This is a genomic window from Micromonospora sp. NPDC051300, assembly GCF_044455315.1.
Taxonomy (GTDB): Bacteria; Actinomycetota; Actinomycetes; order Mycobacteriales; family Micromonosporaceae; genus Micromonospora; species Micromonospora robiginosa.
Window position 1 is genome coordinate 142,990 of sequence record NZ_JBITEP010000008.1, and the last position, 12,980, is coordinate 155,969.

Below are 12,980 nucleotides of genomic sequence, written 5' to 3' on the forward strand. Positions count from 1 at the left end.
CGTCGTGCGGTGGGTGTCAGCCCTTGACCACGTTGAGGTCGAACTTGGCGGTCACCTCGGGGTGCAGCCGGATGCTGACCGGGTAGGCGCCGAGCGACTTGATGTGGCCGGGCGTCTCCAGCCGGCGACGGTCCAGGGTCGGACCGCCGGCCGCCTTGACGGCGTCGACGATCTCGGCCGGGGTGACCGAACCGAAGAGCCGCCCGCCGTCGCCGGCGCGGGCCTTCAGGTTGACCTTCAGGCCCTCGAGCTGGCCCTTGATCTCGTTGGCGTGGTCGAGGTCGCGCACCTCGCGGGCCGAGCGGGCCCGCTTGATGACCGTGACCTGCTTCTCGGCGCCCTTGGTCCAGGCGATCGCGAAGCCCTGCGGCAGCAGGTAGTTACGGCCGAAGCCGTCCTTCACCTCGACGATGTCGCCCGGAGAGCCGAGGCCGGACACCTCCTGGGTAAGGATGATCTTCATGTCCGTGCCTCCCCTCAGCGTGCCGTGGCCGTGTACGGCAGGAGCGCCATCTCGCGGGCGTTCTTGACCGCACGGGCGATCTGCCGCTGCTGCTGCGAGGTCACGCCGGTCACCCGTCGAGCGCGGATCTTGCCGCGGTCGGAGATGAACTTGCGCAGCAGCGCGGTGTCCTTGTAATCGATATAGGTGATCCCGTCCTTGTCGAGCGGGTTCACCTTCTTCTTCGGCTTGCGCAGTGCGGCAGCCTTCGCCATTGCTCTTGCTCCTGGTTTGCGATCGCGGGCGCTCGGCGCCATCAGAACGGGGGCTCCTCGTCGAAGTTTCCGCCGCCCGAACCAGCGCGGGAGGGGGCCGGGGCAGCCGAGGCCCAGGGGTCGTCGAAGTTGCCTCCGCCGCCGCCCTGGCCACCACCGCCACCACCGCCGAAGCCGCCGCCTCCGCCACCGGAGCGGGACATCTTCTGCACCTTCGCCGTGGCGTAGCGCAGGGACGGGCCGATCTCGTCGACCTCCAGCTCGATGACGGTGCGCTTCTCACCCTCGCGGGTCTCGTACGACCGCTGACGCAGCCGGCCGGACACGATCACCCGGGCGCCGCGCTGCAGCGACTCGGCGACGTTCTCGGCGGCCTGGCGCCAGACCGTGCACGAGAGGAACAGCGGCTCGCCGTCCTTCCACTCGCCGGACGCCTTCTCCAGGAACCGGGGCGTCGAAGCGACCCGGAACTTCGCGACCGCCGCACCGGACGGGGTGAACCGCAACTCGGGGTCATCGGTCAGGTTGCCGATGACCGTGATGGTGGTGTCTCCTGCCATGACCATCTCCTCGCGCACTCATCGTTGTGCCGTACAGGCTCTCAGAGCCCTCCGACAGCGCGGATGAGGTTTTGATCCGGACGTGCCGGGTCCTAGATGCTCAGCGCATCTCCGGGCGAATGACCTTGGTACGCAGCACCGACTCGTTGAGCCGGAGCTGACGGTCCAGCTCGGCCACGGCCTCCGGCGTCGCCTGGAGGTCGACGACGGCGTAGATGCCCTCGGCCTTCTTGTTGATCTCGTACGCGAGGCGCCGGCGGCCCCACACGTCGGTCTTCTCCACCGAGCCACCCGCGGTCCGGATCACGTTCAGGTACGTGTCGAGAGACGGGGCGACGGTGCGCTCCTCGAGGCTGGGATCGAGGATCACCATGACTTCATAGTGACGCAAGACGTGCTCACCTCCTGTGGGCTAGGCGGCCACGGTCCTTCCGTGGCAGGAGGTCGTGCGTCGTGGCCCGCCCGATGCCGGGGGAACCCGGCCGGACGCGGACAACCGGACCAGGATAGCCGGTCCGGACGATCATGCCGGGGCCGGTGGCCCCGGAGGCGGCGACAGGGGCCCACCTTCGGCGTCGCGCGCCGAGAAGGTGGACCCCTGTCCACGGGGCCGCGGGGCGTCCCGTCCGCATTCCTTGGGTGGGACCTGGGGAGGAACGACCACACCGATGAGGTTGGATCGAGGACGCCCCGCGGAGCTTTATCATGTTGTTGCCTGGTCTGACCATACAGCGGCTCTCGTCACCACTTGGGGTAAATGAAGAAATTCGTCCACCTGACCGATTGCGGTGCCGCCGGGGAGCGGGTCCCGCCCCGTCGTGTCGGGCCGCACGGCGGGGCGTCCCGTTGCCGGGGGCCGCGCCCACCCGTTCCGTGCTGTGGACCACGTCCGGGTGGAGCGTCGACCATCGATCCCACCTCGGACAACGACCGCCGGGCCGGGTGGTGACGCGGGAGGAGCCGCGACCACGCCGCGTGCGCGCGCACCGCGCGTCGCAGGGGCGACGTAGGCTGCCCTGCATGCGAATCGGAGCCCACGTCGATCCGGCCGACCCGCTGGCCGAGGCGGCCGCCCGGGAGGCGGACGCGGTGCAGTTCTTCCTCGCCGACCCGCAGGGTTGGAAGGCCCCGAAGCCGCGCGAGGACGCCGAACGCCTGCGCGCCGCCGACGTCGACCTCTACGTCCACGCGCCGTACGTGATCAACGTGGCCACGCTCAACAACCGGATCCGCATCCCCAGCCGCAAGCTCCTGCTCGGCCACGCCACCGCCGCCGCGGCGGTCGGCGCCAGGGGGTTGATCGTGCACGGCGGCCACGTCAACGCCGGGGACGACCTCGCCAAGGGCTTCGACAACTGGCGCAAGACCTTCGCCTACGCGGCCGACTCCGGTGGCTTCCCGCTGCCGGTGCTGATCGAGAACACCGCCGGCGGTGACAACGCCTGCGCCCGGCACCTCGACGCGCTGGCCCGGCTCTGGGACGCGCTCGGCGACCACGAGGTCGGCTTCTGCCTCGACACCTGCCACGCCCACGCCGGCGGCGAGGAGCTGCTCGGCCTGGTCGACCGGGTGAAGGCGATCACCGGCCGGATCGACCTGGTGCACGCCAACAACTCCAAGGGCGCCTTCGACTCGGGCCAGGACCGTCACGACAACCTCACCGGCGGCACGATCGACCCCGAGCTGCTGGTGGCGGTCATCCGGGCGGCCGGGGCGCCGGTGATCGTCGAGACCCCGGGAGGCGTCGAGGGTCAGGCGTCCGACATCGCGTTCCTGCGCGGGCAGCTGGGTGCCGCGGCATGACCACGGAGCAGTCCGGCGCGACCGGTGACCGGTCCGGCGCCGATCCGCAGCCTGCGGACGCCCCGGCGGGCGGCAAGCCGCGCGCGGGCCGGCCCCGGGCCTCCTCGACCGCGACGACCGCCGCCCGCGACAGGCCCGCCCCGGCCGCCGGCGACGAGCACGACAGCGCCCCGACCGCCGGCACGGACGACGTCGCCCGGACCGCCACCGGCGAGGACGACAGGGCCGCCGACCTCGACAGCGCCGCCGCGAGCAAGGACGAGCCCGGCGACGACCAGGAGGCCACCGCGAGCACGGACAAGGCGGCCAACGACCAGAACGCCACCGCGGGCACGGACAAGCCCGGCGACGACACGAGCGAGGGCGGGGCCGACGGCACGGACAGCGCCGACCAGGCCGACGGTACGGACGGCGACGAGCCGGCGGATCGCTGGACCGCGTTCGGTCCGGCGCCCGAGCCGGTGCTCGGCCGGGCCCGGCGGGCCGCCCGCGCGGTGGGCCGGTTCCTGGTGCACGAGTGGACCCTCGCCGCCGTCGCCACGCTGGCGCTGGCCGCCGCGATGACCTGGCCCACGCTGCGCTACCCGCGCTACACGCTGCCGCAGGACTACTGGGACCCGAGCCTGCAGGCGTGGCAGATGGCGTGGTCCGGGCACATCCTGCGCACCGACCCGGCGATGCTGTGGCACTCCAACACGTTCTTCCCGGAGAACTGGAGCTTCGCCTTCTCGGACACGCTGCTCGGATACGCCCCGGCCGGCCTGATCGGGGTCGGCCCGGAGCAGGCCGTGTTGCGCTACAACATCATGTTCGTGCTGGCCCACGCGCTCGCCGCGTTCGGGGCGTACGCGCTGGCCCGGCAGCTCGGCGCGGGCCGGATCGGCGGGGCGGTGGCGGGCGTGAGCTTCGCGTACGCCCCGTGGCTGCTGGCCCAGGCCGGGCACCTGCACATCATCTCCAACGGTGGCATCCCGCTGGCGCTGGCCATGCTCGCCCGTGGTCACGGCTGGTCGCTGCGCCACGGCTACCGTCCGCGTCGCCGGCACGCGGGCTGGGCGTTCGCCGGTTGGCTGGTGGCGGCCTGGCAGCTCAGTCTCGGCTTCGGCATCGGGCTCCCGTTCGCCTACCTGCTGGCCGGTGTCGGGCTGGTCTCGGTGGTGCTGTGGTTCGTCCGTCGGCGGCGGGTGAAGCGCCCGTTCGGGCGGCGGCTGTTCCTGGCCGACCTGGCCGGCGCGCTCGTCTTCGCCGCGGTGGGCGGGCTGCTCGCGATCCCGTTCTTCAAGGTCGCCGAGATGCACCCGAACGCGGCGCGCACGCTCGGCGAGATCCAGCTCTACTCCCCGCCGGGCAGCGGTTTCTTCACCGCGCCGGCCGAGTCCCGGGTCTGGGGTGAGCTGCACGAGGGGGCGCGGGCGGTGCTGCCCTGGCACCCGGAGATGACGTTGCTGCCGGGCTTCGCGCTCTACGCGCTGGCCGCGGGCGGGTTGTTCTTCTCGGTCTGGCGGGTCCGCCACCGGCTCTTCCTGCTCGCCGGGGTGCTGGTGACGATGGCGCTGGCCATGGGCACCCGGTTCCTCGGCGGCCGGTTCACCTACGTGCCGCTCTTCGACTACCTGCCGGGCTGGAACGGGCTGCGTACGCCGGGTCGGATGATGCTCTGGACGACGTTGCTGCTCGGTCTGCTCGCGGCCGGTGCGGTCACCGCGTTCTGCATGCGGGTGCGTGAGCTGGCGGCGGAGCGGGTCCCGCCGTGGCCGGGCCCGTGGCTGCGGCTGGCCACGCTGGTGCCGTTGGCGCTGGTGCTGGTCGAAGGGTTGAACGTCACCCCGCACCCGGTGGTGCCGCAGCAGCCGGCGGCGATGCGTAGCGTCGACGGCCCGATGCTGGTGCTGCCCAGCAGCCAGAACCTGGACCAGCCGGTGATGCTCTGGTCGACCGATCGGTTCCAGCGGATGGTCAACGGCGGCAGCGGCTTCACCCCGGACTCCCAGGCCCAGGTGCGCGACGCCGCGGTCAGCTTCCCCGACTACGCCAGCGTCGACTATCTGCGGCGGATCGGGGTCAAGAACGTGGTGGTGCTCCGGGACGAGTTGGGCGGCACCCCGTGGGAGGGAATGCTCGACCGGCCGGTGGAGGGGTTGGGCGTGACCCGGGAGCAGGTCGGCGAGGCGGTCGTCTTCCGGCTGTGAGGCCGGCCGCTCCGACGACTGCGCGGCATGGCGGGTGGCGGGGCCGTGGTCCCCGCCGATCCCACACCGGTCAGGCGGGCACGGGTTCGGCGGGGCGGTCGGTGGTGGCGCCGGCACGCCAGCGTCGGTGCCAGGGCGCGTCGGGTGCGCCGTCGAGCAGCCCACCGTCGGGGTCGTCGGCGTAGGTCTGGCGCACCGCGTCCCGCTCCGGCCGCAGGATGTCCCGGATCACGAAGCCGCAGAGCACCGCGACGGTGACCAGGCGCAGGGTGGACGCCAGCACGAAGACGCCCTCGGGGAACACCGGCCGGGACGTGGCGGTGCCGAGCAGTTCCCCGTAGAAGGCGGCGAAATAGCAGACCTCGGCGAACTGCCAGGCCAGGAACGCGCCCCAGCGGGGCCGGGCGAGCACGGCGAGCGGCAGCAGCCAGAGCACGAACTGCTGCGACCAGACCTTGCTGAAGATCAGGAACGCGGCGACGACGAGGAAGGCGACCTGCGCGAGCCGGGGGCGACGCGGGGCGAGCAGCGCGAGCGCGGCCACGCCGAGGCAGGCCAGCCCGAAGAGCAGGTACGACACCCAGTTGAGCGCGGAGATGTTGGCGTTGAGCCACTCGAACGGCCCGAGTTCGCCGGGGGCGGACGGGCTGATCCGGCCGTCGAGGTAGCGGCCGATGTACCAGAGCGTGCCCCAGTCGATGGGCCGGGTGGTGTTCAGGTCGAAGAACCGGCCCCAGCTCTCCCGGTAGGGGATGGCCACCGGCAGGTTGACCGCGACAAGCGTCACCAGCGCGGTGCCGGTGGCGACGAGCCCGGCCAGCAGCCGGCCGGCCCGCGCCGTGAGGACGAGGATCGGGCCGAGGAGGAACAGTGGCCACATCTTCGCCGCGCCGCCGAGCCCGAGCAGCACGCCGGCGAGCCCGGGCAGCAGCATGCCGTACCGGTCGGGGCGGGCGCGTGCCCAGGCGAGCAGCCCGAACGCGGCCAGGCCGACGGCGAGCAGGTCCCAGTTGACGGTGGCGGTGAGCACCAGGGCCGGGGAGAGCGCGAAGAGTGCCGCGTCCCAGGGTCGTCGTCGGCGCAGGTTGAGGATGACCGCGACGGTGGCGACCGCGAGCGCGCCGAGCACCAGCGCGTTGAGGTTGTAGAACCACTGCCCCTGGTTGATGCCGGGGTTGTCGACGCCGAGGGCGTGCACCGGCAGGCCGAGCGCGCCCATGAAGTAGCCGGTGAGCACCGGGTATTCCACCGGGTGGTCGGCGTAGGGGACCTTGCCCTCGTTGAGCCCTTCGGCGTAGTAGAGCGCCAGCACGTCGGTGTAGCACATCCGGGTGTACTGGACGTTGTTCTGCCAGGCGCCGTCCTGGCAGGGCGACTTCTGCACCCAGTGCAGGGCGAGCGTGAGGCAGACCAGCGCCAGCACGATCCGCGCCGCGGTCCAGAACCGACCCTCCCGACCGGCCGGCTGGTCGAGAGCGGTGGCGTGGTCACCGAGCGGGCCACCGATCAGACCGGACGTGCCCCGCACGAACCAGTCCGAGCGGGACGGGTGGTCGGCGGCCGATCCGGGCCGGGGCGCCTCCCCGGACGAGCCGGGCTCATCGATGCCTGCGGTCGACTGGGTGCTCATGGAGACGCATCCTGCCGTACGCCGGGGGTGTCCGTCCCGCCGCGCGCGGAGAAATTCCGGTCCGCGGAACGCGGCGGCGGCCGGACCGCTCGGGTCCGGCCGCCGCCGTCAGGTGGTTCGCGTCAGTTCGTCTGTCTGGTCGGTGGGGTGCTCGGCAGCACGCCACCGCCCCGGCCGCCGCCACCCGGGAAGCCGGGGAGACCACCGCCCTGGTCGCCGCCGCCGGGGTTGCCGCCACCCGGGTTGCCGCCGCCGGGGTTGCCGCCCTGGTTGCCGCCGTCGGGGCAGAACAGGCCCAGCGGGTCGCAGGCGGGGCCGCCACCGGTCGGGGGCGGCGGTGCCGGCATCTCGCCGTTGCCGACGTCGTCCTTGCCGACGTTCGCGGCGGGTGGGAACTCTTCCTTGTCCTTGCCCTTGAGCGCGTCGTTCATGAAGCGCTGGAAGATCTCACCGGGCATCTTGGCGCCGCTGATGTCCGCGCCGCCCTTGTACTTGATCGCCTTGCGGTCCTTGACGTTGCCGACCCAGACGGCGGTGGCGAGCTGCGGCGTGTAGCCGATCATCCAGGCGTCACCGTTGCGGGTGCTGCCGTCGCCGAGTTCCCAGGTGCCGGTCTTCTCGGCGGCCTGGCGGCCGTCGTCGAGCCGGCGGTTCACCTGGCCCGGGTACTGCTTCAGCACGGACGTGACGTCGGCGACGATGTCCTTGTCGATCCGCTGCTGCGGTTTGAGCTTCTCGCCGCCGACCGTGTCCCACTTCCCGGTGCTGGGGTTCTGCTTCTGGACCCGCTTGATGAAGTGCGCCTTGTTGTAGACGCCCTCGTTGGCGAACGTGGCGACGCCGTTGGCGTGGTCGAGCACGGTGATCGGGTACTGGCCGTAGCCGACCACGTTGAAGAACGGGTCCGGCGCGACCTCCTTCATGTCCTTCACCTTGGTCAGGTCGTACGCCTGGGCCGGGTTGGTGTCGGTCCGCCACATGGTGGTGACGCCTGCCTGCTTGGCCATCTCGACGACCTTGTCCGGGCCGATCTTCTCGGTGATGTAGTAGAACGGCACGTTCAGCGACTTCAGCGTGGACAGTTCCAGCGTGCAGGAGTCGCCACAAGAGACCTTGTCGGCGCCGGCGTTGCTCACCTTGAACTTGGTGTCCTTCGGCGTGAACGCCGAGCCCTTCCACCGGGACTTGATGGAGATGCCCTCCTTGAGGGCCGCCGCCAACGTGTAGATCTTGAAGCTCGATCCCGGCGAGTGGCCGCCGCTGACCACTTTGCCTTCCACGTTCTTGCCGGCGTAGTCGGTGCCGGTGCCGTTGTCGCCGCCGTAGTAGGCGCGCACGCCGCCGGTCTTCGGGTCGATCGACACCACCGCGGCCATGAGGTTCGACGGCTGCCCGGCGAGCGCGGAGCCCTTCTTGGCCCGTTGGGCCGCGTCGAGCACCGCCTCCTGCATCTTCTTGTCGATCGTCGTGGTGATCTTGTAGCCGCCCCGGCTCAGCGCCTTCGCGCACAGCGGCGTGTCGGCGGTCGCCTCGGCCTCGTTGTCGGTGCAGAGGTTCATCTCGCGCAGTTCCTGCGAGACGTAGTTGACGACGTTGCCGTACGGCGTGTTGACGCCGAAGCTGCCGGCGCCGGTCTTCGTCGGCTTCTGGACGTTCTTCGGGTATTCGGTGGGGTGCTGCGGCGTGTTCGGCGCGTCGAGCCACTTCTCGGTGATCATGCCGTTGATGACGTAGTTCCACCGGTCCAGCGCGGCCTGCGGATTGATCGCCGGGTCGTAGCCCTGGTGCGTGGCGCTCGGCTCCGGCTGCTTGATCAGCGCGGCCAGCACCGCGGCCTCGGCCACGGTCAGCTTGGCGACGTCCTTCTGAAAGTAGGTCTGCGCCGCCGCCTGGATGCCGTACGCCCCACGTCCGAAGTAGATGACGTTCAGGTAGTGCTGCATGATCACACTTTTGTCGTACTTGTCGTTCAGCTTGGAGGCGAGGATCGCCTCCTTCACCTTGCGGCCGTACGTGTCCTGGTTCAGGTTGTCGAACGCGTTGCGCGCGTACTGCTGGGTGATGGTCGAGGCGCCCTGCTTGTCGCCACCGCTGAGGTTGTTCCACGCGGCCCGGGCGATGCCCTTGTAGTCGACGCCGGAGTGGCGGTAGAAGTTCCTGTCCTCGGCGGCCGCGACCGCGTGCTGGACGTGCACCGGGATCTGCTGGATGGTGACCAACTGACGGTTCTGGTCACCGATCCGGGCGATCGCCGTCTTCCCGGTCGAGTCGTAGATGGTGGTGGAGAGCGGCGGGATGGTGTCCTCGGGGAGCAGCACCTTCTGCGAGTACCAGGTGAAGCTGACCACTCCGATGCCGGCGAGCATGATGAACACGGCGAAGCCGGCGATCAGCATGTTGAGCCGACGCCGCTTCTTCGCCCGCGCCGGGTCCCCGCCACGACCGCTCCGGCCGGGCCCGGTCGGGCCCCCCGGGCCGCCGGGACCACCCGGACCGCCCCCGCTGAAGCCGGGCACGCCGGCCCGCGCCACCGCGGCCCGGCCGCCGACCGGCGCCGCGCCGACACTTGCCCGCCCGGCGCCGCCCACGCTGGCCGCGCCCACCGAGGCGCGACCGGCCGGGCCGGCCGGGGAGATCGGGACCGACGCCCGGCCGGCGCCCGCGCGTCCGGAGACGCCGGGTGCCGGCGAGACCGGAACCGAGGCCCGGCCCGCGCCGGCGCGGCCGACCGGGGCCGCGCCCGTGGCGCCACGGGGCATCGGTGGTACGCCGCTGACCGGGGCCCGGCCGCCGGGGTCGCGCGGGGTGACGGAGGCGCGCGCCGAGGCACCGCCCTCCGGCGCGCCGGACCAGCCGTTCCCGCGCGGACTCCGCTCGGAGCCGGGGTCGCCGTTCGGGCCCGGGATCTGGGCCCGCCCACGCGAAGAACTGGGATCGCCGTAGTTCATTCCTCACACCCTGCCGGTCGCGGTGGGACGCGGGGGCGTCGCCACCGGGTTGCCGTGAGCTGAAACACGGGACGTTACCTGCCGGTCGTGCCGGCGCGCGCCCGTCAAATCCGACCAATTCGGATCAATTACGCTTAAAGACTGTCGCTCGTGCCGCCCGGGAAACGGGCCGGCGACGCTCGGGACAGTCGCGTTCACCGTTGCGCCTCTCGCCTTCGCCGAGGGGTGGAGCCGTCGGCCGCGACCGACCCGGTCGCGTCCTGCGCCTCGTCCGCGAGACCGTCCCGGCCGAGCAGGAACTGCTCGACGAGATGGTTCCAGTCGCAGCCGGGGCAGACCTCCACCACGAACACCTGGAACTCACGCAGCGTCATGGCCAGGACGGGCAACTCCGCCCGGGTACGCGCCTGGCCCGCCGACTGCTTGAGTTCGTCACCGTAAATGTAGTGGACGTGGATCAGGTTCTCGCTACGGCAGATCGGGCAGCGACTGTCGGTCGCTTCGCCGTGGAAGCGAGCGGCGTTCTTCAGGTACGGCGAGGCGTCGCACACGTCGTACGTGCCGATCCGCCCGGCCAGGAGTTCGCGCAGCACCGCTCGCTTCTGGAGCGAGTAGTCGACCACCTGGCGCTGCGTACGCATGCGGCAAAGGGTACGCGCTCCGGCGAACCGAGGCGACCATGGTCACGATCAGTGATGATCGCGTCGCGTAGACGGGGGTTTGCCCTGGCCACCGCCGTCCGCTAACGTTCGATGTATCGGCCCGATACATCGCGGTGGTTAGCTCTCCGCGCAGGGGGAAAAGAAGGGATGGCGCCCGTGCTCGAGTTCGCCATCCTGGGTCTCCTGCAGGAGGCGCCGATGCACGGCTACGAGCTGCGCAAGGAGTTGACCGCGAAGCTCGGCGCCATCCGGGCGGCGATCAGCTACGGCTCGCTCTACCCGACCCTGCGCCGGCTGCAGGCGGCGGGATGGATCACCGAAGCCGCCGAGACACCCGCGACCGCCGAGGAGGTTCCCGCGCTGACCAGCCGACGCGGTCGGGTGGTCTACACCATTACCGCGGAGGGCAAGGAACGCTTCGCCCAGCTGATAGCGCAGGCTGGACCCGAGACGTACGACGACACGGGCTTCGGCGTGCACTTCGCGTTCTTCGCCCGGACCGACCAGGCCACCCGACTCCGGATCCTGGAAGGTCGCCGTCGCAAGATCGAGGAACGTCGCGAGGGTCTTCGTGACGTGCTCGGCCGGGCAGCCGAGCGCCTCGACGCGTACACCCTGGAACTGCAGCGCCACGGGCTCGACGCCTGCGAGCGCGAGGTCCGCTGGCTGGAGGAGCTCATCGCCAACGAGCGCTCCGGCCGGGCCCCGACCGCCCCGGGCACCGGGACGGCCACGGGCCGAGGAGACAACGACAGCCCGCCCACGCCTGGAACGTCCAGGACAGAGCGGCCGTGATGAAAGAAGAAGGAGGCAGACGCTATGGGCTCCGTCCGCGTCGCCATCGTCGGTGTGGGTAACTGCGCCTCGTCCCTCGTGCAGGGCGTGGAGTACTACCGGGACGCCGACCCGAACGACCGCGTCCCGGGTCTCATGCACGTCACCTTCGGCGACTACCACGTCTCCGACGTGAAGTTCGTCGCGGCGTTCGACGTGGACGCCAAGAAGGTGGGCATGGACCTCGCGGAGGCGATCGTCGCCAGCGAGAACAACACGATCAAGCTCTGCGACGTCCCGCCGACCGGCGTGACCGTGCAGCGCGGGCCGACCTTCGACGGTCTCGGCCAGTACTACCGGGAGATCGTCGAGGAGTCGGACGCCAAGCCGGTCGACGTGGCGCAGGCGCTGCGCGACGCGCAGGTCGACGTGGTCGTCTGCTACCTGCCGGTGGGCTCCGAGCAGGCCGACAAGTTCTACGCCCAGGCCGCGATCGACGCCGGCTGCGCGTTCGTGAACGCCCTGCCGGTCTTCATCGCCTCCGACCCGGAGTGGGCGCAGAAGTTCACCGACGCCGGTCTGCCGATCGTGGGTGACGACATCAAGAGCCAGGTCGGCGCCACCATCGTGCACCGCGCGCTGGCGAAGCTCTTCGAGGACCGCGGGGTCGAGCTGCTGCGCACCTACCAGCTCAACTTCGGCGGCAACATGGACTTCATGAACATGCTGGAGCGCAACCGCCTGGTCTCCAAGAAGATCTCGAAGACCCAGTCGGTGACCTCCCAGATCCCGCACGAGATGAGCAAGAGCGACGTGCACATCGGCCCGTCCGACCACGTGCCGTGGCTGGACGACCGCAAGTGGGCGTACATCCGTCTGGAGGGCCGCTCCTTCGGTGACACCCCGCTCAACGCGGAGCTGAAGCTCGAGGTGTGGGACTCGCCGAACTCGGCCGGTGTCATCATCGACGCCGTCCGCGCCGCGAAGATCGCGCTGGACCGGAAGATCGGTGGGCCGATCCTCTCCGCGTCCTCGTACTTCATGAAGTCCCCGCCGGAGCAGTACGCCGACCACGACGCGCACGCCGCCGTCGAGGCGTTCATCAAGGGCGAGATCGAGCGCTGACGCGCTGCACGTACACAAGGAGGAAGGCCGGGTCCGCGCGGACCCGGCCTTCCTCCTTGTGTACGTCAGGACCAGGCACGCCGCAGCGCGACGCCCGCCTCCAACTCCAGCAGGGTCACCTTGCGCGGCAGCCCGCCGCCGAAGCCGACCAGCTTGCCGCCCGCCCCGACGATCCGGTGACACGGCACGATCACCGGCACCGGGTTGCGGTTGCACGCCACCCCCACCGCGCGGGCCGCGCCCGGTTCACCGAGCGCCTTCGCCACCTCGCCGTAGGTGGTCGTCTCCCCGTAGGGGATGCCTGTCATCTCCCGCCACACCGCGCGCTCGAACTCCGAGCCCCGGGGCGCCGACACCGGCACGCCGAACTCGGTCAACTCGCCGGCGAAGTAGGCCCGCAACTCCGCCACCGCCCGCCGGGCCAGGTCGTCGCCGGGTTCGTCGGCGGCACCCGCAACCCGGCCGAAGTGCGCGCCGCGCACCGCGTCGGCATCGGTGCCGACGGAGAACTCCCCGATCGGCGAGTCGAGCACGGTCCAGCGCATGCCACCCATTGTCGCGCGGCGGGCAAA

12 protein-coding genes are annotated in these 12,980 nt (G+C 71.0%); 4 read left to right on the plus strand and 8 right to left on the minus strand.

Annotated features, from left to right (window positions below; all coding sequences use genetic code 11):
• Positions 1-16: 16 nt before the first annotated feature.
• The 4 genes from rplI to rpsF form a co-directional block, all read right to left on the minus strand.
• On the minus strand, positions 17-463 hold the full coding sequence (gene rplI, locus ACIA5A_RS11845) for a 50S ribosomal protein L9 (RefSeq protein ID WP_396759877.1): 447 nt from the start codon (positions 461-463) through the stop codon (positions 17-19).
• Between the two features lie 14 nt (positions 464-477).
• Complete coding sequence (gene rpsR / locus ACIA5A_RS11850; protein WP_007073789.1) at positions 478-717, minus strand: 30S ribosomal protein S18; 240 nt, start codon at positions 715-717, stop codon at positions 478-480.
• Positions 718-758: 41 nt separating this feature from the next.
• Positions 759-1,295: a single-stranded DNA-binding protein gene (locus ACIA5A_RS11855; RefSeq protein ID WP_269694542.1), complete on the minus strand. Its 537-nt coding sequence runs from the start codon at positions 1,293-1,295 to the stop codon at positions 759-761.
• Positions 1,296-1,377: 82 nt separating this feature from the next.
• Positions 1,378-1,668, minus strand: a complete 291-nt coding sequence (gene rpsF / locus ACIA5A_RS11860; protein ID WP_088643630.1) for a 30S ribosomal protein S6 — start codon at positions 1,666-1,668, stop codon at positions 1,378-1,380.
• A 629-nt stretch (positions 1,669-2,297) separates the two neighbouring features.
• Here rpsF and ACIA5A_RS11865 point away from each other — a divergent pair.
• Both ACIA5A_RS11865 and ACIA5A_RS11870 read left to right on the plus strand, forming a co-directional pair.
• Positions 2,298-3,080 carry a deoxyribonuclease IV gene (locus ACIA5A_RS11865; RefSeq protein WP_396759881.1) on the plus strand — a complete coding sequence of 261 codons (783 nt, stop codon included), beginning with the start codon at positions 2,298-2,300 and terminating at the stop codon, positions 3,078-3,080.
• Entirely contained in the window at positions 3,077-5,269 is a 2,193-nt protein-coding gene (locus ACIA5A_RS11870; RefSeq protein WP_396759884.1) for a hypothetical protein, read from the plus strand. The genes ACIA5A_RS11865 and ACIA5A_RS11870 overlap by 4 nt, the downstream gene beginning before the upstream one ends.
• Positions 5,270-5,339: 70 nt before the next feature.
• On the opposite strand, the gene ACIA5A_RS11875 is transcribed toward ACIA5A_RS11870, so the two are convergent.
• The 3 genes from ACIA5A_RS11875 to ACIA5A_RS11885 form a co-directional block, all read right to left on the minus strand.
• On the minus strand, positions 5,340-6,899 hold the full coding sequence (locus ACIA5A_RS11875; RefSeq protein ID WP_396759886.1) for a glycosyltransferase family 87 protein: 1,560 nt from the start codon (positions 6,897-6,899) through the stop codon (positions 5,340-5,342).
• A 122-nt stretch (positions 6,900-7,021) separates the two neighbouring features.
• Positions 7,022-9,847 carry a transglycosylase domain-containing protein gene (locus tag ACIA5A_RS11880; RefSeq protein WP_396759889.1) on the minus strand — a complete coding sequence of 942 codons (2,826 nt, stop codon included), beginning with the start codon at positions 9,845-9,847 and terminating at the stop codon, positions 7,022-7,024.
• A 194-nt stretch (positions 9,848-10,041) separates the two neighbouring features.
• The gene (locus tag ACIA5A_RS11885) at positions 10,042-10,488 is read right to left on the minus strand and encodes a DUF5318 domain-containing protein (protein ID WP_396759892.1); all 447 of its coding nucleotides are present in this window, start codon (positions 10,486-10,488) and stop codon (positions 10,042-10,044) included.
• A 177-nt stretch (positions 10,489-10,665) separates the two neighbouring features.
• On the opposite strand from ACIA5A_RS11885, the gene ACIA5A_RS11890 reads away from it, so the two are divergent.
• A complete protein-coding gene (locus ACIA5A_RS11890) occupies positions 10,666-11,304 on the plus strand; it encodes a PadR family transcriptional regulator (RefSeq protein ID WP_181570972.1) in 639 nt (212 codons plus the stop codon).
• 24 nt (positions 11,305-11,328) lie between these two features.
• The gene (locus tag ACIA5A_RS11895; protein ID WP_396759895.1) at positions 11,329-12,408 is read left to right on the plus strand and encodes an inositol-3-phosphate synthase; all 1,080 of its coding nucleotides are present in this window, start codon (positions 11,329-11,331) and stop codon (positions 12,406-12,408) included.
• A 65-nt stretch (positions 12,409-12,473) separates the two neighbouring features.
• Here the strand turns inward: ACIA5A_RS11895 and ACIA5A_RS11900 are convergent, their stop codons facing one another.
• Positions 12,474-12,953 carry a methylated-DNA--[protein]-cysteine S-methyltransferase gene (locus ACIA5A_RS11900; protein ID WP_396759898.1) on the minus strand — a complete coding sequence of 160 codons (480 nt, stop codon included), beginning with the start codon at positions 12,951-12,953 and terminating at the stop codon, positions 12,474-12,476.
• Positions 12,954-12,980 lie beyond the last annotated feature (27 nt).

Coding starts and splice junctions, on each gene's coding strand:
- rpsR (WP_007073789.1), bottom strand. CDS start 717: ATGGCGAAGGCTGCCGCACTGCGCAAGCCGAAGAAGAAGGTGAACCCG.
- ACIA5A_RS11885 (WP_396759892.1), bottom strand. CDS start 10,488: ATGCGTACGCAGCGCCAGGTGGTCGACTACTCGCTCCAGAAGCGAGCG.
- ACIA5A_RS11895 (WP_396759895.1), top strand. CDS start 11,329: ATGGGCTCCGTCCGCGTCGCCATCGTCGGTGTGGGTAACTGCGCCTCG.
- ACIA5A_RS11875 (WP_396759886.1), bottom strand. CDS start 6,899: ATGAGCACCCAGTCGACCGCAGGCATCGATGAGCCCGGCTCGTCCGGG.
- rplI (WP_396759877.1), bottom strand. CDS start 463: ATGAAGATCATCCTTACCCAGGAGGTGTCCGGCCTCGGCTCTCCGGGC.
- ACIA5A_RS11865 (WP_396759881.1), top strand. CDS start 2,298: ATGCGAATCGGAGCCCACGTCGATCCGGCCGACCCGCTGGCCGAGGCG.
- ACIA5A_RS11900 (WP_396759898.1), bottom strand. CDS start 12,953: ATGCGCTGGACCGTGCTCGACTCGCCGATCGGGGAGTTCTCCGTCGGC.
- ACIA5A_RS11880 (WP_396759889.1), bottom strand. CDS start 9,847: ATGAACTACGGCGATCCCAGTTCTTCGCGTGGGCGGGCCCAGATCCCG.
- ACIA5A_RS11870 (WP_396759884.1), top strand. CDS start 3,077: ATGACCACGGAGCAGTCCGGCGCGACCGGTGACCGGTCCGGCGCCGAT.